Below are 19,646 nucleotides of genomic sequence, written 5' to 3'. Positions count from 1 at the left end.
TACGGGGGAACGCGCGCGGTGAGCGACGTGATACCGCCTGAGGAGTGGGTCTTCGCGGACCGGTACCGCGTCGACGCGCCGATCGGTAGCGGCGGCATGGGTGCCGTCTGGAGCGGCTACGACCGGCACCTGGACCGGCGCGTGGCGATCAAGCTGATGCGGAACACGCCCGGCCCGGCGGTGACGTTCGGCAGCGCGGAGAGCGCGGCGTTCAACGAGGCAGTGGCGGCAGACCGGGAGCGGTTCCTGCGGGAGATCCGCACGACCGCCCGCCTCGAACTCCCAGGCATCCCTGCGGTGTACGACTTCGGGGTCGAGGAGTCGACCGGCCGCATCTACCTGGTGATGCAGCTGGTGTATGGGCAGACGCTCGCAGAACTCATCGCCTCCCGGACCTATGCCGCCGACCCGTGGCCGATCACCTGGGCCGTCGCCATCACCGCCCAGGTGGCGGCCACCCTTGTGGACGTCCACCGGGTCGACGTCGTCCACCGCGACATCAAACCCACGAACCTCATGGTCAGCGACGGGGGAGTGGTCAAGGTCCTCGACTTCGGGGTGGCCATCCTGCGCGGCGCGAGTGCCCTCCCACGACTGACCCAGGTCGGCCTGACCGTCGGCAGTCCGCCCTACATGCCGCCGGAGCAGGTTCTGGGCAACCCTGTTGGGCCGGCGAGCGACGTCTACGCGCTGGGGTGTGTCCTGTACGAGGCCCTCACCGGGCGGGTGCCGTTCGTGGAGACAACCAGCCGCTCCTACCAGGATCACCATGTCAACACCCCGGCGCCGACGGCACGGGCGCTGCGCGCCGACGTGCCCTCCGACCTCGACAACCTGGTCGCGCGAATGCTGGCGAAGCGGCCCGCTGACCGCCCCTCGGCGGAGGACGTCTACGAGACGCTGCTTCCGATCGCCGCCCAGCCCGGTCCCGCTGGCCCCGGCGGAAACCGTGACCCGCGCCGTCCCTTCCTCCGCCCACTCGCACCCGCGCCCCGTCAGCGGGGAGCCGCCCCCGCTCCGAAGCCGACGTCGACGACCTCGGCGCCGCTGAGCGTCGACGAGGCCATCGAGATCCAGCAGCGGGTCGGCGACCTGGTCCAGGAATCGCAGTTCCAGCAAGCGATCGATCTGCTTGACGAGGCGGTGGGGCGGGCCGCCGCTGATCCGGCGTTGAAGCTGGAGATGCAGGTGGCCCTAGCCTCGACGCTGTGGTTCGCGGACGAGTTCAGCCGGGTGGCGGCCGTCCTCGACGAGATCCTCCCAAAGATAGACGCTGGCGACGACCTGGCCGTTCTCCACTACTACTCGGGCGTCAGTCACGCCGAGATCGGCAACATCGACGAGGCCGTCAAGCAGCTCTCCAATTTCCTCGCCCTCGCCGAGCCGTACGACCCCCTGCACCGGGACGCCACCTACCGCCTCGGCATGATGCTGCCCGCCGTAGGCCGTACGAGCGAGGGTCTTCGACATCTCGAGGCGCTTCGGCCTGCTCTCGTCGCGGAGTACGGGTTGGGCTCCGCCCACGTCAGGACATTGGACAGTCGGATCGCCCAGATCAGGCGTGGACCCGACCTCTAGCAAAGACCGCGACGTCCGGGTCCGTTGGGCGACGGGAGCGCGTCCGGTAGGGATGCGGGCCGCGCTCCCGCCTGGCGTACGGCTCAGTGCCCAGACTTGGTGGCTCGGACGAAGTTGGCCCAGGCAGCGGGGGAGAAGGCGAGTGCGGGTCCGGCCGGGTCTTTGCTGTCACGTACGGCGACGAGGCCGGGCAGGTTGTCGGCGACCTCCACGCAATCGCCGCCGTTGCTGCCGCTGCGGGTGCTCTTGCGCCACTGGGCGTCGATCAAATCAGCCATGGTGGACCTCTCCGATGATCTTACTGATGAGTTGGCTCGATTGTGCCTCATCGAGCGTCAAGTCATCGAGGCCCGCCCACACCTGCTCGTAGGCTTCGTACTCCTCTGGTCGATCCAGATACAGGGCTCCGGTCCACGATTCGCAGTAGACAACCGGCGGCTCGGGGGTGGTCCGATTGCCGGGTGGGAAGTCGAGGATGACGAAGGTCCCCGCCTCAGCGCCTCGGTGGATTCCGGCCGTCAGCGGGAGGACTCGGACCGAGACATTAGGAATCTGCCCGACCTCCAGTAGGCGACGAAGCTGGTCGGCCATGGTTGCCGCATCGCCAACCCTGCGGAGTAGTGCTGCCTCGGCCAGGATCACTTCGAGCTTGGGTGCCGGCGGCAGTCGCCGGTGAAGGAGGGTCTGCCGTTGCAGTCGTATGTCAACCAAGCGCAGGCGATCCTCTTCCGTCACCTCGTGGCGATGTTGGTAGATCGCCATGGCGTAGGCGCGTGTCTGAAGCAGTCCGGGAATGAGTGCTTCATCGAAGCGGCGGATGAAGGACGCGGCGGATTCCAGGCCGACGTAGAGCTCGAACCAGTCGGGGACGGCGTCGCCGTACGAGTGCCACCAACCTTTGGCCTTGGTCTCGGCGGCGAGGGAGGTGAGAGCGCCGGTCAGGTCTGACGTCGCCCCGTACAGCTCGCACAGGGCCTTGGCGTCCACCGAGCGGACCGGGCCGAGGCCGGTCTCGATGCGCCACAGCTTCTGCCGGCTGAACTGCATCGCCTCGGACGCGCCGTCCAGCGTCATCCGCGCCTCGGTGCGTAGGTCGCGCAGCGCTCGCCCGAGCTGCCGTCGCGGCACTGTTGATCCCATGTCGTCGGCCATCGGCTCCCGTCCTCTCCGTGTTGCATTTTGTTACATCCGGACGCCATCGGTGAAACGCGTGATCGTTGCCCAGGAATCAATTTCTATAGGCACTGTCACGCAGGATCAACACGCCACTGACCATACAAGACACCCCCCGACAGGAGCCATCAGCGCGCGATTCCCACGCGCTGCTTATCGGCGTACTGTCGAGGGTGTAATGGTGTTGCGGACTCCGTCGCGGCGAGACGGTCCCGACCGGCTGTGATGGAGTTGGGCCGATCACGACTGATGGAAAGCGTATTGCTTATTGGTGGTCTATAGCGACGCAGTGATGCCTTCGCGAAGCGCGGCAGCACGGGTATCGTCGAACCCGGTCAGCAGGGCCTGAGCCTCCCGCCAGTGTTGGCCGGCCTCCTGGGCGCGTCCTGCCGCCGTCAGCGCGGTAGCCAGATGATGCAGCGTCAGGGCGAGTTGCCAAACGTCTCCGAGTTGCCGGTGCACCGCTGCCGCACGCAGGTGAAAGGCGATGGCCTCGTCCGCCTGCCCCAGCTCCCGGTACGCCTCGCCGGCCCCGTCGAGAGCAATTGCCTCGCGGCTGCGGTCTCCGAGCCGACGCTGAATCGTGGCCGCCCGGTGCACGGCCTCCAGCGCCTCGGCGGACCGACCGGAGGAGCGCAGCACCCGCGCGTGCTCCACCAGCCAGTGCCCCAGCCACACCTGGCTCACACCCTCGGCGATGGCGATGGCCGACTCGATGGCGGCAAGCGCTTCGTCGGTACGGCCGAGTTCCCGCAGCATCATGCTCTGGAAGAAGAGCGAATTGCCCTCCTGCGCCCGGTCGTCAATCTCCCGCTGCACCGCGAGCGCCTGCTCCAGGAGCGCTGCCGCCTCAGTCAACTCACCCAGCTCGTAGCGGGTCTCGGCGAGGTTACTGAGCAGCAGGGCCTGCCACCGCCGGTTGCCGAGTCGTTCGAAGATCGCCAGGCTCGCCCTGAAGTGGCTGAGCGCCTCGCCGAGGTGACGGTGGCGCAGGTCCAGCAACCCGAGCGCGTTGATTGACACTGCGATGCCGTATTCGTCGCCGATCTCCCGCCGGATGACCAGTGCGGCCTGATGGTGCTCGGCGGCCTCGGTGAGCTGGCGGGCTTGAAAGTGAGCCTTGCCGAGGCTTTCCAACGCCTCCGCCTCACCGCGCCGGTCGGCGAGCGTGCGCGCTGCCGCCAGCCCGATCCGGGCCGTGGCAAACCAACTTTCGAAGGCGTTCTGATGCATGAAGACGCTGCGTAGCAGCGCAGCCAATTGCCAGGCAGTCCGCGGTAGGCCGGCGCCGGCCGCAACTCGCGTGGCGGACACCAGGTTGTCCCGTTCGACGTCGAACCAGGCGTCCGCCTCGGCGTTGGTCGCGAAGGTGAGCGGCCTGACGTCGCTCGGCGGGCCCAACGGTACGGTCCGGTTGAAGGGCAACGTGCTGGCCAGCGCGGCATCGGCGGTGTGTAGATACCAGTCCAGCCCTCGGCGCAGTGCCGCCTGCCGTTCCTCTGCGCTCTCCAGGTGTCGAACCTGGTCGACCGCGTAGGCGCGCAGCAGGTCGTGGAGTTGGTAGCGTCCCGGCGCGGTCTGTTCCAACAGGTGCGCGCTAACCAGAGCGCCGAGCGGCTGCCGTACCTGGGCCAGTGTCACACCGGTCAACGCGGCGGCGGCCGGGGCGCTGAGGTCCGGGCCGGGGTGCAGCCCCAGCAGCCGGAACAGTCGGGCGGCCGCCGGGCTCAGCGCACGGTAGGACCAGGCGAAGACCGCCCGCACCGCGTCGGACTCCTCGTCCTCCTCGGCGGTGAGCGCGTCCCACAGGGCCGACTCGTCTCGTAGATCCTGAATGAGCTCGCCCAGCGGCATGAATGGCCGGCTTGCCGCGCGCTCGGCAGCGATACGCAGCGCCAGCGGCAACCGGGCGCAGAGTCGCGCCAACTCGGTCAGCTCAGCGGGGGCGTCGCCGCTGCGGTAGGGCGCTGTGACGTCGCGAAGCAGGGTGACGGCGTCGTCCTCGGCCAGGATTCGCAGCGTCAGCCGTCGGCCTCCGTCGCGGGTGGTCAGCCCGGACAGCATGTTCCGACTGGTGACCACGACCAGGCAGTGATCCGTGCCAGGCAGCAGCGGGCGTACCTGACGTGCGCTGGCGGCGTTGTCCAACACCACCAGCACGCGCCGACCAGCCAGGCGCGAACGGTACAGCGCCGCCCGACCATCCAGATCCGCTGGCACCGCCGAGGACGGAACGCCGAGGGCCCGCAGGAAGCGGTCGAGGATCTGATCCGGCTGCGCCGGCTCGCCCGGATCGTAACCGCGCAGGTTGGCGTAGAGCTGCCCGTCCGGGAACTTGTTCCGGACGCTGTGCGCCCAGCGTAGGGCGATCGAGGTCTTACCGACTCCAGCCGTCCCGGTGATCACCGACAGGCTGACATCGACGCTCTGATCCCCCTCGGTCAGCAGCCGGTTGAGCGTTCGCAGCTCCTCCACCCTGTTGACGAAACCTCGTACGTCACCGGGGAGTTGCTGCGGCCGCTCCTGGGAATCCACCTCGCCGTGGAAGTGCACACCGCCGTACACGTCGCGGGCCTGGACCAGCTCCGCCGAGCCGGACAGCTCGGACCGGTTCACCTGAACCGGCCGCTGCCCGGGCTCGTCCGAACCGACGCCTTCCACCTAATCACCCCACGTGGGGAGGCCCCATCGGTGCCACCACACGCGCAAAATACTCGTCCAGCGGCTGGCCGCTTCGGTAGAGCGACTCGATGAAGGACTGGCAGTTCGTTACCAGCTCGGGGTCGCGCCAGCGGCGGGCAGCCGCCAACACGCCGTCGGCGTCGTAGACAGCCTCGTACATCACCTCGGCACCGAGGGTGTAGATCTCCGGCAACTGACCGCTCGCCTCGGCCGACGCCACCGCGTCCGCACCGACCACGCGGGTCAGGCCGCCGTGCTCGTGCCGCAGACGCAGAACGTGCAGCTCCCACTGGAGGTACGGCGTGAGTGGCTCTTCGACAACCCGAACCCGGCGGGTGGCGAAGCCGTTCTCCGCGATCCGCCGGTAGTAGCTCTGGAAATCGGGGCGGCGCGCGTCGAGGACCCGCAGCGAATGCTCCCATCGCCCGTCGGCGAACGCCTGCCATCCCTCGTCGCCGGGCTCCTTGAAGGTCTGCTGACGTTCCAGCTTCCAGAACCCCGGAACACTGGTCCGCCAGAACCGATCGTCGAAGTCCGCCCAGTAGTCCTCCAGGCGGAGCAGCTCACCGGGATCCCCATGGAACAGGTCATGCATCAGGTATGTCCACCTTCGCCGCGATCATTGTCGATCGGGGAATTATGATAAGTCGTTCGCCAGGATCGACCGAGACGTCGGCGGGAAGTCGTCCCTGGTAGGCCTCCGTGAGGTCCTGCCCGATCACCGCGATGTCGCCGTTGCTCAACTCCCAGACGTCGGGGCAGCTGCCGTCGCCGGAGGTGTTGCCTAGCTCGTGGGAGGACTTCCCCCAACGGCGGGTCAGCTCGGCGGTAGGGTCCGCTTCCCAGCGCTGTCCGCTCATGACGACCTCCGAGGTTGAGTGTCCGCGCGAGCACCCAAGGTAACATCGAAGGCTCTTAATTGATGATGCCCCGTGTTCGTCTCTACGAGCCGAGGGCGATGGCGGGAGGCGGATTGTGACCGACCCGATCATGGTGACTGCGGCGACGACGCTCGTGGCGTGGGCGACGACCGAGCTGGCCCAGAGTGGGCGGGCGGCGGTGTCCTCCTTGATCGGCTTTCTGCGCACCCGGTTTCAGCACGAGTCGGCGTCGCGTGCTGCCGTCGAAGAGGCCCTGCAACAGCGTTCGCCAGAGGCGGTGGGCCGCCTCGCCGAGCTGCTCGACAGTGAGTCGCGCCGCGACGTGGCCTTTGGGGCTGAGTTGCGCGCTCGGTGGTCACAGATCGAGGCCACCGTCGCCGAAGGTGCTGGCGGTGTAGCTAACTCGATCTCCGGCGACGTGCACGGGCCGGTAGTGCAGGCGCGCGACGTCCACGGCGGAATCAATCTCGGCGGCCGCCCCTCGCGGCACTGACGCTCCGTACCGAACGGAACGATCGGTCACCACCGTTCTCGACGCCCTGACCGGCTTCGCGATTGGCCTGGTGGGCCCGGCCTGGCAGTAGAACCGCGCCGAGTTCGACGCGCTCAAGGAGTGCATTGCAAGGTGCGGGCGCTGGCACACGCTTTCGAGATGCTCGGCGAGTCGCCGCAGCAGATCATGAGAAGGTGTGGCCTGCGCATGGTCGTCATCCCAACATCGCTCTGATGACTGCCTCGATCTCCGAGGTCGCCGGATGCTGACCCAGCACGACGCGGATGCGGCGGCGCATAGCCACAAAGTTCATGCCCTCAGTCAAGTTGAGCCCGGCGATCGTCTGGCGCTGCTCACGGCCAAGATCGGCGAGTCGCTGATGCGTCGGGTCGGCGTCGTCGTAGCTAGGAATGGGCAGCTTCCATACGTGCTTGTCAATGTCCCGCTCGTCTTTGCCGTAGGACATCATCGGTCGCACAAGCTCGGTGAGAACGGCGCTGTTCAGGATTGCGGACAGAAAGTGGCCCTCCTCCCAGCTTGCGATCGGGGCCCAGTAGAGCTTGTGATCGATGATCGCGGTCGGGTCGTCGACGACGGCGGCGGCGACGTGCATGCCCGCCTTGCCGTGGACCAGACGCAGGGGTGGCGTCGGAAACTGCGCGGTCAGCTTGTGCCGGAAATCGAGTTGCTCGGTCAGGTTGAGGCGTCGGCTGCTGCGGTGCGCCTCCCAGGTGGCCTCGGCCTGCCGCCACCACTCGGCGAGGCCGAAGTAGTAGTCGAGCCGCGATCCCGGCCCGGACATCAGCGTGGAGCCGTCGATCGGGAGCACCGCCTGCCTCGCCGGCAGGATCCGGTACGGCAGCAGGCTCTCACCGAGCAACACCCGCCGGATGAACTCGCTCTCCACGACGCCTTCGAGCGCCGGCAAGTCCCTCCACGGCGTCTTCTCCAGGTTGCTGCGCGCCGAGCGCACGGCGTGGCGCCCGGCACCGAGCCCGAGCCGCCCACCGGTGTCCGTCTCAACGAAGAAGAGCACCCTCGGCACGATCGAAGCGCCCTGCGTGAACCGTGGCTTGTACGGTGATTCGGAGAGGGGCGACCCACCGGCGACCAGATTGGCTGGCTCACGGGTCATGAGAGGCTCGACCTCGTGCCAAGACCGGATGCTCGCCGGTAGGCGTCCCGCCCAACGCTCGGTCACCGCGGAGAGGCGCCGGTAGGTGCTCAGGGTGGCCCGCCGGCCGAAGACGACGCCGGCGCCGCGCGGAAAGGGGTGAGGGCGGAGTCGCCGTAGGTCCCAGGAACCAGCGAAGGCGATACCGGCAGGCTCGGCGGGGTCTTCGTACCACCCGCTGCGGAAGCCTTTGAAGTATTCGCGATCGAGCACCGAGTTGGGCATGACGAAAGCGAACGAGCCGTCGAACCGAAGGTACTGCTGGACGGATCTCGCCACGAACAGGGCTGAGAGGTCCTGGTTGGTCGCGAACTCTCGGCCGTGCCATAGCCCGCGGTCGCGGGACAGTTCTCTGAACCTTGCCTGCATGTCCCGAGGCATGTGGCGGTAGGCGAGCCACGGCGGATTACCTATCAGGACGTCCATCCGGTTGTCTCTCAAGGCGAGCCAGACGGGCCGGGCGAGGTTACGCAGGTAGTAGCTCCAGATGTGGTCGCGCCCCTCGTCGTGCAGCCGGCACATCGCCTCGAAGGTGCTGAGGATCATCGGCTGATCGTCGGTCCCGATCTTCATCCGATGGAAGAACGCGTTCAGCGACGGCGGACCGTTGCCCTCTCTCGGTTTCGCCGCGATGCCGGCCAGGCCGGCGACGACCTGGTCGAAGCGGCTCGGCTCCTTGAGTAGGTCCTTCGGAAAACGGAGCCATTCCTCGACCTCGTTCGCGTTGTAGCCGGCGCTGATCCGCACATGTTCCTCGCTGAACAAGTCGTGTCGTTCCCTCCACTGCATACTGTCGCCGAGGTAGACCGGGATGGTGATGGCGTCGCGCTGATCAGTCAGCCGCTCGTGGCCGATGGCGAGCAGGTAGGTCACCCGTGCGAGCGCCACGGCGACCGGGTGCAGGTCAACGCCAACCACATGCTTGGTGAGCTGTGTCAACGCGGTGTCGAGCGGAACGGCGGCCGCCTCGGCGGCAGCAAGATACCGGCGTACGGCGTGGAAAAGGAAGGTGCCGGAGCCGCAAGCGGGGTCCAGCACCCGTTGCCGCAGCGGATCGGTGACGACGGTGTCGACCAGATGCTCGGCGAGCCAGTCGGGGGTGTAGTACTCACCCATCCGCTTGCGCGTCTCGGCGCCAATCATCGACTCGTAGAGCACCTTCAGGATGTCGTGGTCGGCTCGGGGCCAATCGAACCGGGCAAGCCGCCGAGTGAGCCCCTGGACGAATTCGCGACCACCGGGCACCTCCGTGGTCCAACCGAAGAAGTCGTGCTCGACCACGCCGAGGATGCGGGCCTGGTCGAACCGTTGCCCGGTGATGAGGTCCTGCGGCTGCAGATCCATGGCGTCGATGCCGACGACCAGGTGCGCGATGATGTGCGCGCTGTTCATCAGCAGGGTGTGCTCGACGAAGAGGTCCGGGTCGTCGACGAACTGCGTGCCGAGCGCGCTGTCCAGCAACCCCGCCCAGAGTTGCCGTTTCAGTCTTACGGTTGGGACCTGCGCGTGCTCTTCGTAGAGTGCGGCGAGCGCAGCGCGATCCAGCTTGTGGGAGGTGCTCGCGGCGCCAAGACGACGGGCAACCTCGGCGGGTGCCGGCCGGACCCGGTGACTCGTTGCCAGCACGCCCTCAAGCCAGTAGAAGAGGGCCAACCCGTCGGGGCGAGTGGCAGCCAACGCGTGGGTGTCGATGAGGGTCAGCGAGTCGCCGGTTAGCTGGTACGCACGCCAGGTGGCCCCGTCGGTGAGGATGCCGACGTACCGTTGGCTGCTCTCGTGGCTCCGCGAGCGAACGTAGCCGCCGAGTTGCCGCTCGGCCTCCTGCAGCGGACGTCCGTTCTGGAGTCGTCGCTTGACCTCAATGACTGTGTAACCAGCCTCGATGTCGATACGTCTGCCACCGCCGGCTTGAGCTTCGAGGTCAACGTCGAGGTGGGCCTCAGCGAGGCCGAAATCGCCGGCCAGCAGGAGTTGTCGAATGTCGGCCTGCAGGGTTGCTTCGCTACGGGCGGCCAGGCGATCGGCGATTCGCGCCAACAACGGCTGCAACGAAGGGGGAAGGCCGTCGGGCGCGGGCACCTCCGGTCGAGGCGGTTTCTGGCGGCTGCGGCTTCCATCTGGCGTACCGTCCGAGCGGGCCATGTACCAGTGTGGATCTAACGACTCGTCGGATTCAAGAAATTGCGAATCGCTGTCAGATTATGGACAGCTACGGGTAGTGATGGGATTCAGGTAGGCATGGAAACCGATAGCGTGGCCGGTAGGGTCGCATCCGCGCGCCGAGCGATCACGCAGGAGGCCCCGACCGTGCCGCAGCTCGCCTTTGCTAACACCTTCTGGCAGAGCTACGACGTTCTGGCAAAGCCGGTCAAGGCCGGCGTACGCAAGGCGATGGAGAAGTTCCAGCTGCTCACCATCGCCGAGCTGCACGCCGACAAGGGCCTGCACCTGGAGTCGGTGAACAACGCCCGCGATCCGCGGATGCGGACCATCCGGGTCACCGACTTCTGGCGCGGGGTGGTGTTGGCGCCCGACGACGGCAGCGACACTTTCCTGCTGCTCAACGTCGTGCCGCACGACGACGCGTACACCTGGGCCGCGAAGCGGATCTACACGGTCAACACGGCGACCCGGGCGCTGGAGGTCCGTAACGTCGTCGCCATCGAACAGCTCACCCCAGCGCTGGAGAAGGCCGCAGCGGAGGCGCCGACGCTGCTGTTCGCCCGCCACTCCAACACGGTGCTGCGCGACCTTGGCATCGACGACCAGGTGCTGCGTGCCGTCCGTACGGTCACCGACAGGGCTCAGCTGGACGCGTTCGGCACGTTGCTGCCCGAAGACCAGTTCGAGGTTCTGCAGTACCTCGCCGAGGGCTTCTCGCCGGACGAGGTCTACGGCGACGTGGTGGCCGAGCGCCGGCCGGCGGACGCGACGCCGGAGCCGAGCGAGAGCCTGGCGGCGGCCATCGCCAACACGAAGAGCCGCATCACCCTGGTGACCCGACCGGACGAGCTCGCCGAGATCCTCGACAAGCCCTTCGCGGCCTGGCGTGTCTTCCTCCACCCGTCGCAGCGGCGGGTCGCCTACCGCGTCTCCTACAACGGGCCAGCGCAGGTGACGGGTGGGCCGGGTACGGGCAAGACCGTGGTGGCGCTGCACCGGGTCAAGCACTTGTTGTCGCGTACGCCCGATAGTCGGGTGCTGCTCACCACGTACACGAATGCCTTGGCCGCGGCCTTGCGGGAAAACCTGGCGCTACTCCTCAACGACGAGGAGCAACTGGCTCGGGTGGAGGTGACCACGGTGAACGCCTTCGCGAACCGCGCCGTGCGGGCCCTCGCCGGGCGGGTGCCGACCCCGATCGGCGACGTTGACGAACGGCAGATTTGGCGGCGGGTGTGCCGAAGGCTGACCCTGCCGTGGACCGAGCAGTTCCTGGCGCAGGAGTTCCGCCACGTCATCCTGGCCCACGGTGTGCAGAGCCGCGAGGACTACCGGGCGGCCAGCCGACGCGGCCGCGGGTCGGCGTTGGGGCCGCGGCAGCGCGACCGCGTGTGGGACGCCGTCGAGATGTTCCAGAAGGAGGTGTCGGCCGCCGGCACCAGCACTCACCTGCAGATCTGCGCGCGGGCCGCGCAGCTGCTCGACGGCGCCGACCGCACCATCCACGGGTACGACCATGTCGTGGTCGACGAGGCCCAAGACCTGCACCCCGCACAGTGGCGGGTGCTGCGCGCCGCGGTGGCCCCCGGCCCGGATGACCTCTTCATCACCGGAGACCCACATCAGCGGATCTATGACTCCCGGGTCTCGCTGGGCGCGCTCGGCATCTCCGTAACCGGGCGCAGCAGCCGGCTGCGGGTCAACTACCGCAGCACCGAGGAGATCCTCGCCTGGTCCACTGGTGTGCTCGTCGGCGCGCGGATCGAGGGCCTCGGTGGCGACGGTGATGACACCCTCGCCGGTTACCGATCGCTGTTGCACGGCAAGCGACCTCACTCCGCCGGGTATCCGACCAGCCAGGCTGAGGTCGCTGCGCTCGTGGAGCGGGTGGGGGAGTGGTTGAGGCAGGGTGTGGCGGCCAACGAGATCGCTGTCTGCGCCCGCTTCAACCTGACGCTGAATGCGGTGCGCGACGCGCTGGCCGACGCCGAAATTCCGTCCGCGCTCGTTCGGGACCAGCCAGGTGCGGACATCGACGGGGTGCGCCTCGCCACCATGCACGCCATGAAGGGTCTGGAGTTTCGCTGTGTCGCGATGGTAGGCGTCACTGCTCGGGCGGTGCCGTTCGCCAAGGAGATCACGCCGGCTGAAGTGGACCAGCTGCAGCACGACAACGACCTGCTCCGGGAACGTTGTCTGATGTTCGTTGCTAGCACCCGGGCCAGGGAGGCCTTATCCGTGTCTTGGAGCGGGACGCCGAGCCCGTTCCTGCCGTTCGTCTCGGATACGGCGTCGTCGCCGCAGCGGTAGGCCCCGCCGCCAGCCGAACGTTGGAATTGCCGTAACGGGACACCCCCGACAGCAGCCATTGAAGCGCAACTTTCGAGCGCAGTTGATTGGCGTGCTGTCGGGGGTGGAATGGTGTGGGATGAGGTTTGCAGGTCGTAGGGAATGCGGGCCAGACGGTCAGCGCCGATGCCGTCTGCGACGCCGAGATGAATTGTCAGACGCAGCCGCAAATTACAACGAGACGATGACCGGTTGGACCTGGACGTTCTTGGTGAGCTGCTGCGGCGTGGGGATTGGTGTGCTGATGTTGACAGACGTGTTGTAGCCGTAGATGACGACCCCGTCGAGGTGGTTCGCGCCCGGCCAGTTCGACTCCAGGCGGACCGCCATCTGGGTGGGGAAGTTGGTCACTTCCTCGGCGCACGACCGGATCAGGACGACGCTCGGGGTGGCGGTCAGGTGGGTGGCCAGCATCCGGGCCAGCTTCTTGTACGTCCAGCCCCAGTCCTTCGCGCCGGCCTCGGCGTCGCCGATCTCCTCGTCGTTGCCGTGCGCGCGGATGCACAGCGGCTCGCCCGCTTGCACCCCGGCCAGGTAGGTAGCCAACTGCCGATCCGCCTCGGCCTGCGTGAGGCCGGCGTCGATGGGTAGGAGAGCACCCCACGCATCCGCGCCCGATTCGGGAGCTTCAGACTGACCGCGCGTCTTTGGATCCTGGGTCGCCACGATGAACATGACATTCTCCTTTGAAATGGTCGCGTGTTTCAGCGGAACCGCCGAAGGCAGATTAGCGTGGTGGTCGAAGAGTTGCCCTGTCAGCTATCCGGCTCGCATTTAACTCTGTCGTTGGTCGGACAAAGGCTTGCGGCTGCGCAAGGTGACGCTCGATTAAAGTCCATCATCGACGCGAAATTACCGCAGGCGCAACAGACGTACGATGGCACCCGACGTCGGGGCAACTGCTGGATGCGTGCTGGCTGCCTTCGGCCACCACGGGAGCTACCGGGGGTGAGTGTGCGCTATCAGATCCACTTCGAGCAGGAAGTGCCCGCCGGGGCGCTCTGCCGATTTTTGACCGAGGGCTACGGCATCTCACCGGATGCTGTCTACGTGGGACGCGTCGAGGATCGAGCTGTCGATGACCCTCGGCCGGTTGCCATGCTCAGCGCTCCCCTGGAGGACGAGGAGTTCGGCTGGATCCTGACCGGTGACACCGACCTTGCTGACGCCATCGGTCAGGGTGAACGAGAGCTGGCGGTTACCTTGGCCCGGACCTTCGGGGTGCGCGCGCTGGTCGACGACGGCAGCATTTATCCCAGCCGGTGGCTGCTGGTCGGCACCGACGGCAGTAGTGGCCGAGTCCTCATCGACGAGGACGCAGCGGCCGACGGGCATCTGCGGGTGGTGCACGCTCTCGAACCGATCAGTGGAGAGCCGCACCTCGCCGTCGTACCGCCGCCGGACTGGGCACGTGACTGGTGACCGACTGGAGGAGGCCGCGCATCATCGGCGAAGCCGACCTTTAGCTGGGGCGGCCCTCCCGTTTGGCAGCCGCGATGAAGTCGGCCCATGCCTGAGCGGTGAAGGTGAGTAGCGGTCCCGTGGAATCCTTCGAGTCGCGCACGGCGACAGTGTCGGGGAGGTTGGTCGCGACCTCGACGCAGGCGCCGCCGTTGTCGCCGCTGCGGGTGCTCTTGCGCCAGACGGCGCCGGTCAGGTCAGTCATGCCGCATCTCCCCGGAGATTCTCTTGATCATGTCTTTCGATTCTGCCTCGCCGAGGGCCATCGCATCCAGCCCTCCCCAGACGCGTTCGTATGCGGCTAACTCGTCGGGCTTGTCGAGGTAGAGCGCACCGGTCAGCGACTCGCTGTAGACGACAGACGGTTCCGGGGCTGCTCTGCCGCCCTTGGTGGGCGGGAAGTCGAGGATCATGACGGTACCGGCGACCGCGCCGGGGTGTGGCCCCGCCGCCAGTGGTAGCACTCGGACGGACACATTCGGTAACTCTGACACCCTGAGTAGGTGGTCGAGTTGCGCGGTCATGACGTTGGGGCCGCCGACCTTGCGTCGAAGCACTGCCTCCGACAAAACCGACTCCAGCCGTGGCGCCGGAGGAAGCCGCCGGACGAGTAGCGCCTGCCGCTGAAGCCTTACTTGGACGGCGCGCTCCCTTTCCTCGTCGCTGAGGATCCTGCCGCGCCGGATCAGCGCGTCGGCGTAGCCCTTGGTCTGCAGGATGCCGGGGATCAGAGACTCGTCAAAGCCTCTGAGCCGCGAAGCGGCGGATTCCAGGCCGACGTACAGCTCGAACCAGTTCGGCACCGCATCGCCGTACGCGTGCCACCAGCCCTTCGACTTCGTCTCCGTGGCCAGGCCGCGCATCGCCTCGGTCATCTCGGGCGACACCCCGTACAGCTCGCACATGGCCTTGACGTCGAGCACCCGGACGGAGCCCTGGCCGCATTCGAGGCGCCAGATCTTCTGCCGGCTGTATTCGAGGGCTTCGGCGGCGGCGTCGAGTGTCACTCCGGCCTCGTTGCGGAACTGTCGCAGCAGCCGGCCGAGTTGCCGGCGCGGCACTGTCGATCCGATGTCTTCGGGCATCCGCACACTCCCTGGTTCCATCACGCAACACTGCGTGACTTGCTCCTGCAACTCCTACGGGTTTCAGCAAAGAAAGTCAATGCACAACGGCGAAATTGCGGTGTGGAACGTTGCGTTTCCACTGCGGACTGTCGCAGGCTGATCACAGCACGGCGGCCGGCCGGTCCCCCCGAACGGCCGCCGTGTTTCCCCGAACACCCCTCGCCCCTCCGCAGCAGGAAGGCAGGCAGACATGAACGCCAGCAATCAGCGACCGGAGCCGCCGAGTGGTGCGACGTATCGCTCCGCCGCGTACACCGGTCTGCTGCCGTGGCAGGTGCGTGAGCGCCGCTTCCCACCGACCGGGCTCGGACGTCGCGGTCTGAACCCCGACGACGTGTACGCCTTCCTCGACCGGGTCGCCGTCGACATGGCCGCGGTCTACGCCGCTCTCGCCGAGAGCCGCCGCGAGACCGCCCGGATCAAGGCCGGCCTGCGTCGCTGGCAGACCGATCAGGCCCGCGCCCGCAACGAGCGGGGCCGGGCCCAATGAGCCAGCGGTACGTCATCCACCTGCCCGTCGTTGCCAACGACCTGTCTGCCGCGCAACGCCTGGCCCGGGTCATCGGCCGGTGGATGCTGGTGCTGCCGATGGCGGACCCGGGGGAGACGACCGTCTCTGAGGAGGACCAGCAGTTCCTGCGCCACCGGGTTTTCTGCGACCTGCGAATGCCGGGCGGCCGGCGCTGCCTCCTGCGCGACGGACACGACGGCGACTGCTCCCGCCGCCTACGTCGCTGACACAACCGGACGATCCGACATCTGAACTGCCCGTTGTGCCGAGTGCGGTGATGATCATCAGGCCGCTAGCGTGCGCAGCACTGGAGGTGGCGGGAGATGGCCGTTCGGCGTTGGGACGCCAGGTTCGAGGAGGAGCACCTTGTCCTCCGGCGTTGGCGCTTGCTGCCGTGGCCGAGGGCTTACGTCAGGCGGATACCGCTGGCCGAAATCCTCGATATCGGGTCATTCACCGCAACCGACCAGGCGAAGCGGCACGCCCAACTCTCCGTTCAGGACCCGTCGGCACCGGACCTGAGCGAGGTCATTCCGGTCAGTTTCACCCGGGAGCAGTGGACCTTCGCCGGCTGGTTCATGGAGGAATGGCGAGCGGCGAAACGGCGAGCGGCCCCGACCAGACGGCCGCAACCCCGTCCGAAGGCACCGGCGGACCAGGTGGCCCTGTCCGGCCCGGCGGCGGACGTTGCGGCCCTGTCCCGCCCGGCGGCCGACGTTGCGGCCCTGGCGCGGCGACGGGCGCAGCTGGCGGCTGCCCTACGCGCTCACCTTGCGTCCAGGCAGGCCTCGACCACGCCGAGCATCACGCCGGGTACCAACCTGCGCACCACGCCGAGCACCAACCTGCGCACCAAGCCGAGCGCCACGCTGAGCGCCCGGTCGACAACGTCGGTGATGCGACCCGGCGATGGCCGGAGGCCGGTGTGGTTGTGGCTGGAGAATGGGGAGATCCACGGTTCCCTCGTCCCGGCCGGCGACGCCTTGCCACGCAATCTGACCCCAGCGGACGTCGCCCATCTCCTGCTCGCTGAGCCGTCCCGCGCGATGCCGGCGATTTGTTCGCTCACCGGCATCGCCGACAGCCAGCACGCCCTGACCCAGCTACGGAGCTGGCAGCGGCCGGACCGGGTTGTCGTCAACCTGAGGGCCTCCGACCTCGCCGGGCGACGGGTGACGGAGGCTCAACCGAAGCCAGGCCGGAGCAACCCGGACGGCAGCGTGCGGACCGTGTCCGGTGGCCTTCCGAGTCTGAACAAGCGCCGACGTTGACCAGCCACGGAGACGCCGGCTCACCCCGGGCGACGCGGGCGTCTCCGTGACTGCTCAAGCGGCGGGTGAGCCCAGGTCGAAGCCGTCGAGCAGGTTGATGAGCGCGTCGTCGCGGGTCACCTCGTAGCCGCGTACCCGCAGCTCGGCGACCAGCTCGCCCTCACCGGCGACCGCGATCTCAAGGTAGTCGCCGTTGTGCACGGTGACCTGACGCTTGCCGTACCGGTCCTGCAGGTCCTGCGGCAGCACCGTGAACGCCCGCTCGGTGACCATCGGCGGCCAGTTGCCGTCCTCGACCGCACCCACCTTGGTGATGTCGAAGGGCTTGTCGTCGGCGTACCCGTCCTCCGGCTCGTGGTATTCCGGGCCTGCGGGGTTCGGCAGGTGGGTCATTCGAACCTGCCGGGCTTCGCCCCATGTCCGCGCGGCGGTGAGCGCCCGGATCTCCGCGGCCTCTTCGGTCGCGGTGCCGGCGTCGGCGAAGGCGAGGCAGTCGTGCGCCGTGGAGTGGCCGTAGACCAGGTGCTGGTGTTGCGTCGTCATGGCGCACATCCTGCCTCAGACGTACGACTTCCAAGATCGCCGTACGGTACGCCCGGCCTCATGGCGGCGACCCACAGACGTACCGCGGGTACCGGGTCACTCAGGCGAGCAACGACTGGGCGTTCGAGGAAATGCCGCCCGAGGAGGTGGCGAGCGCCTTCGTGGCCGCGCCGCAGGGCCTACCGAGCATGGGCGAGGAACGGCCACTACGCGCCGGCCTGGAGCGGCTCGGTCACCGCCGACGCACCGAAAAGATCGACAAGCTGCTCCGGTACGGGCTGCACGTCGCCGTGACCAGCGGTCGTCTTCGCTACGACCAGCAGGGCTGCTCCACCACCCACTGCTGGGGGACGCCGGCGGCGGAGTATTCGCTGCGCTTGGTCACCGTGTCGACGCCCTCGGAGACGGGCGAAACGATCTCGACCACGAGGAGCACGTAGGCGACCGGTAGCCACACGGCGTCTGCCTGAGCCTTGCTCCACACGACCAGGTCCGGTATGCGCCCACCGACACCCCCGTCACGGCCCGGAATGGGTAACCCGACTGCTTGGGCGATGTGTTCCGCCGGAACACCGCCGAGCCCGGGGATCAGACACCTTCGTCAACGCGGGCATGGGTCACTTCGGACAGATCACAAGGAGTAGGAAACTCGATGATCTTCTGAACCGGTCATGCCCCCCCGCTACCACCAGCAAGGGCGCGTTTACTTCAACCCGATCAAGCCGGACACCTCAGGGCTTTGCCGGGGCCCTGAGCCATGGTGAGAGACCGCTGTCGGCGGTGCGCCGACAGCGCCGGCGCCCGATATGGAGGAGTCCTAAGCCGGAGCGCGGGTGCGTTCAGCGAGGGCGCCGGTCTCGGCCCATGCCGTGTAGGCAACCACCCGGGCATGGGGCGGGCGTGGTCAATTGTGCTTGTTCGCGGTCTCGAACGCGTTGACGATGGCGTCGACCAGCGCCGTCGCGACCTGGACCGTCGGGTCGAGTTCGGGGTCGTAGATTCCCACGTGCATGCCGACCGCGTTCGGCGATGCCAACAGGGTCGCCAATACCGTGGTCAGTTCGGTGACCGACAGTCCGTCCGGAATCGGGGAGTCGACCGCCGGCATGACGGACTTGTCCAGGACGTCGGCGCGCGTTGCGTGACGCGCGGGTCCGGGCCTAACGTGCCCCCATGGAAGAGGACTGGGGCCACCCCGAGCACACCTTCGACACGTTTGTCGTCGGCTCGTCCAACCGATTCGCTCACGCGGCGGCGGTCGCCGTCGCCGAAGCACCGGTGAAGGCGTACAACCCGCTGTTCATCTTCGGCGGCTCGGGGTTGGGCAAGACCCACCTGTTGCACGCGATCGGGCAGCACGCAACCATGCTCCGCAACGCACAGTTCATCCAATACGTTTCGTCCCAACAACTCGCCAAGATCACCAAGTCCCTGCGGCACAACAAGACGCATGACTTCCAACGCCGCCACCGCCACGTCGACGTCCTACTGATCGACGACATCCAGCATTTAGAGAACAGCGACCGGGCGCAGGAGGAGGTCCTCCACACCTTCAACGCCCTGCACAACGCCGACAAGCGGATCGTCATCAGCTCCGACCGATCCCCGCGCCAGCTGTACACCCTGGATGACCGCCTGCGGACCCGCTTCGAGTGGGGCCTTCTAGCAGACATCCAACCGCCGAACCCCCAGACGAGAACCGCGACCGCGATTCCGCGGAAGGATTGAAGTCCTCACAATCGCGTGACAACGTTCAGTGATCGACCCGTTGCGCAGAACGGCTCACTGCCGGCACACCAGGCGCTTCTCAACCGAATGCCTCAAGTCTGAGGCGATCACGACGTCGCCGGAGCCCTGGACCAACTCCTACGGTGATGGGACCGCACGGCGTCATCGACTACCAATACTGCCTGATCCGGGAAACCCAGCCGAATAGGTTGTGTCGACCAGTTCCTGAAGATGGCGGATGACGTCGACCTTGTGCTCGGTCTCCGGAAGTTGTCGCTCGCCAGCCGTCACCAGGCCGTTGCGCCAGTGGCCCACGATCTCCTGCTGTGCTGCGATGGGCAAGTCGTCGATCCACAACGACCCGAGGTTGTTGTCGACGATCTCCTGCAGGTGGTCGGCGGTCTGCCTGTCGGAGAGACGGGAGATCAAGAACTCTAGCGTCCAGTCGAACAACCCTCCGGTTGCGGTCCAGTCGACGCCGGGTTGCAGGACGATAAGGCCAGCCATTAGTT

General features: G+C 67.3%; 20 protein-coding genes and 1 pseudogene. 8 read left to right on the top strand and 13 right to left on the bottom strand.

What is annotated here, in order from left to right; translation table 11 throughout:
• The first annotated feature begins 18 nt into the window (after positions 1 to 18).
• Complete coding sequence (locus DLJ59_RS22815; RefSeq protein WP_124774647.1) at positions 19 to 1,578, top strand: serine/threonine-protein kinase; 1,560 nt, start codon at positions 19 to 21, stop codon at positions 1,576 to 1,578.
• An 83-nt stretch (positions 1,579 to 1,661) separates the two neighbouring features.
• Here DLJ59_RS22815 and DLJ59_RS22810 read toward each other — a convergent pair whose 3' ends face one another.
• The 5 genes from DLJ59_RS22810 to DLJ59_RS22790 all read right to left on the bottom strand — a co-directional run bounded on the left by DLJ59_RS22810 (position 1,662) and on the right by DLJ59_RS22790 (position 6,293).
• The gene (locus tag DLJ59_RS22810) at positions 1,662 to 1,856 is read right to left on the bottom strand and encodes a DUF397 domain-containing protein (protein WP_124774646.1); all 195 of its coding nucleotides are present in this window, start codon (positions 1,854 to 1,856) and stop codon (positions 1,662 to 1,664) included.
• Positions 1,849 to 2,730 (bottom strand): helix-turn-helix domain-containing protein, encoded by an 882-nt coding sequence (locus DLJ59_RS22805; RefSeq protein ID WP_124774645.1) that lies wholly within the window; start codon positions 2,728 to 2,730, stop codon positions 1,849 to 1,851. The genes DLJ59_RS22810 and DLJ59_RS22805 overlap by 8 nt, the downstream gene beginning before the upstream one ends.
• 297 nt (positions 2,731 to 3,027) lie before the next feature.
• Positions 3,028 to 5,412 carry an ATP-binding protein gene (locus tag DLJ59_RS22800; protein ID WP_208648799.1) on the bottom strand — a complete coding sequence of 795 codons (2,385 nt, stop codon included), beginning with the start codon at positions 5,410 to 5,412 and terminating at the stop codon, positions 3,028 to 3,030.
• 4 nt (positions 5,413 to 5,416) lie between these two features.
• Positions 5,417 to 6,028, bottom strand: a complete 612-nt coding sequence (locus DLJ59_RS22795; RefSeq protein WP_124774644.1) for a DUF6879 family protein — start codon at positions 6,026 to 6,028, stop codon at positions 5,417 to 5,419.
• Positions 6,021 to 6,293 carry a hypothetical protein gene (locus DLJ59_RS22790; protein WP_124774643.1) on the bottom strand — a complete coding sequence of 91 codons (273 nt, stop codon included), beginning with the start codon at positions 6,291 to 6,293 and terminating at the stop codon, positions 6,021 to 6,023. The genes DLJ59_RS22795 and DLJ59_RS22790 overlap by 8 nt, the downstream gene beginning before the upstream one ends.
• Before the next feature lie 115 nt (positions 6,294 to 6,408).
• Here DLJ59_RS22790 and DLJ59_RS22785 point away from each other — a divergent pair, with 115 nt between their 5' ends.
• Positions 6,409 to 6,807 carry a hypothetical protein gene (locus DLJ59_RS22785; protein WP_124774642.1) on the top strand — a complete coding sequence of 133 codons (399 nt, stop codon included), beginning with the start codon at positions 6,409 to 6,411 and terminating at the stop codon, positions 6,805 to 6,807.
• Positions 6,808 to 7,021: 214 nt separating this feature from the next.
• Here the strand turns inward: DLJ59_RS22785 and DLJ59_RS22780 are convergent, their stop codons facing one another.
• Positions 7,022 to 10,021 carry a class I SAM-dependent methyltransferase gene (locus DLJ59_RS22780; RefSeq protein ID WP_208648798.1) on the bottom strand — a complete coding sequence of 1,000 codons (3,000 nt, stop codon included), beginning with the start codon at positions 10,019 to 10,021 and terminating at the stop codon, positions 7,022 to 7,024.
• Positions 10,022 to 10,288: 267 nt separating this feature from the next.
• On the opposite strand from DLJ59_RS22780, the gene DLJ59_RS22775 reads away from it, so the two are divergent.
• Positions 10,289 to 12,454 carry a UvrD-helicase domain-containing protein gene (locus DLJ59_RS22775; protein WP_124774641.1) on the top strand — a complete coding sequence of 722 codons (2,166 nt, stop codon included), beginning with the start codon at positions 10,289 to 10,291 and terminating at the stop codon, positions 12,452 to 12,454.
• Positions 12,455 to 12,664: 210 nt separating this feature from the next.
• Here DLJ59_RS22775 and DLJ59_RS22770 read toward each other — a convergent pair whose 3' ends face one another.
• Positions 12,665 to 13,168 carry a hypothetical protein gene (locus tag DLJ59_RS22770; RefSeq protein ID WP_124774640.1) on the bottom strand — a complete coding sequence of 168 codons (504 nt, stop codon included), beginning with the start codon at positions 13,166 to 13,168 and terminating at the stop codon, positions 12,665 to 12,667.
• A 273-nt stretch (positions 13,169 to 13,441) separates the two neighbouring features.
• On the opposite strand from DLJ59_RS22770, the gene DLJ59_RS22765 reads away from it, so the two are divergent.
• Positions 13,442 to 13,915: a hypothetical protein gene (locus DLJ59_RS22765; RefSeq protein WP_244236173.1), complete on the top strand. Its 474-nt coding sequence runs from the start codon at positions 13,442 to 13,444 to the stop codon at positions 13,913 to 13,915.
• Positions 13,916 to 13,955: 40 nt separating this feature from the next.
• Here the strand turns inward: DLJ59_RS22765 and DLJ59_RS22760 are convergent, their stop codons facing one another.
• Both DLJ59_RS22760 and DLJ59_RS22755 read right to left on the bottom strand, forming a co-directional pair.
• Complete coding sequence (locus tag DLJ59_RS22760; protein WP_124774639.1) at positions 13,956 to 14,159, bottom strand: DUF397 domain-containing protein; 204 nt, start codon at positions 14,157 to 14,159, stop codon at positions 13,956 to 13,958.
• Positions 14,152 to 15,039, bottom strand: coding sequence for a helix-turn-helix domain-containing protein (locus DLJ59_RS22755; RefSeq protein WP_124774638.1), 888 nt, complete (start codon positions 15,037 to 15,039; stop codon positions 14,152 to 14,154). Before DLJ59_RS22755 ends, DLJ59_RS22760 begins: the two co-directional genes overlap by 8 nt.
• A gap of 232 nt (positions 15,040 to 15,271) precedes the next feature.
• On the opposite strand from DLJ59_RS22755, the gene DLJ59_RS22750 reads away from it, so the two are divergent.
• From DLJ59_RS22750 to DLJ59_RS37585, 3 genes are all read left to right on the top strand, one after another.
• Positions 15,272 to 15,571, top strand: coding sequence for a DivIVA domain-containing protein (locus tag DLJ59_RS22750; protein WP_124774637.1), 300 nt, complete (start codon positions 15,272 to 15,274; stop codon positions 15,569 to 15,571).
• Positions 15,568 to 15,819, top strand: coding sequence for a hypothetical protein (locus tag DLJ59_RS22745; RefSeq protein ID WP_124774636.1), 252 nt, complete (start codon positions 15,568 to 15,570; stop codon positions 15,817 to 15,819). The genes DLJ59_RS22750 and DLJ59_RS22745 overlap by 4 nt, the downstream gene beginning before the upstream one ends.
• Before the next feature lie 96 nt (positions 15,820 to 15,915).
• Positions 15,916 to 16,863 (top strand): hypothetical protein, encoded by a 948-nt coding sequence (locus tag DLJ59_RS37585; RefSeq protein ID WP_244236172.1) that lies wholly within the window; start codon positions 15,916 to 15,918, stop codon positions 16,861 to 16,863.
• Between the two features lie 54 nt (positions 16,864 to 16,917).
• Here the strand turns inward: DLJ59_RS37585 and DLJ59_RS22735 are convergent, their stop codons facing one another.
• The 3 genes from DLJ59_RS22735 to DLJ59_RS37945 form a co-directional block, all read right to left on the bottom strand.
• Complete coding sequence (locus DLJ59_RS22735; protein ID WP_124774635.1) at positions 16,918 to 17,406, bottom strand: hypothetical protein; 489 nt, start codon at positions 17,404 to 17,406, stop codon at positions 16,918 to 16,920.
• Positions 17,407 to 17,716: 310 nt separating this feature from the next.
• The gene (locus DLJ59_RS37580) at positions 17,717 to 17,863 is read right to left on the bottom strand and encodes a Uma2 family endonuclease (protein WP_244236171.1); all 147 of its coding nucleotides are present in this window, start codon (positions 17,861 to 17,863) and stop codon (positions 17,717 to 17,719) included.
• A 447-nt stretch (positions 17,864 to 18,310) separates the two neighbouring features.
• Positions 18,311 to 18,682, bottom strand: coding sequence for an arginase family protein (locus tag DLJ59_RS37945; RefSeq protein ID WP_279635772.1), 372 nt, complete (start codon positions 18,680 to 18,682; stop codon positions 18,311 to 18,313).
• Between DLJ59_RS37945 and DLJ59_RS22720 the strand changes: the two are divergent.
• A pseudogene (locus tag DLJ59_RS22720) lies at positions 18,571 to 19,110 on the top strand (DnaA ATPase domain-containing protein); the annotation flags it as partial. The gene DLJ59_RS37945 and the pseudogene DLJ59_RS22720 sit on opposite strands and share 112 nt — an antisense overlap.
• 186 nt (positions 19,111 to 19,296) lie before the next feature.
• Here DLJ59_RS22720 and DLJ59_RS22715 read toward each other — a convergent pair.
• On the bottom strand, positions 19,297 to 19,641 hold the full coding sequence (locus DLJ59_RS22715; RefSeq protein ID WP_124774632.1) for a hypothetical protein: 345 nt from the start codon (positions 19,639 to 19,641) through the stop codon (positions 19,297 to 19,299).
• Between the last annotated feature and the right edge of the window lie 5 nt (positions 19,642 to 19,646).

It is taken from the genome of Micromonospora inaquosa, assembly GCF_003857055.1.
GTDB classification, from domain to species: Bacteria; Actinomycetota; Actinomycetes; order Mycobacteriales; family Micromonosporaceae; genus Micromonospora; species Micromonospora inaquosa.
This window is presented reverse-complemented; position numbering and strand designations above follow the sequence as displayed.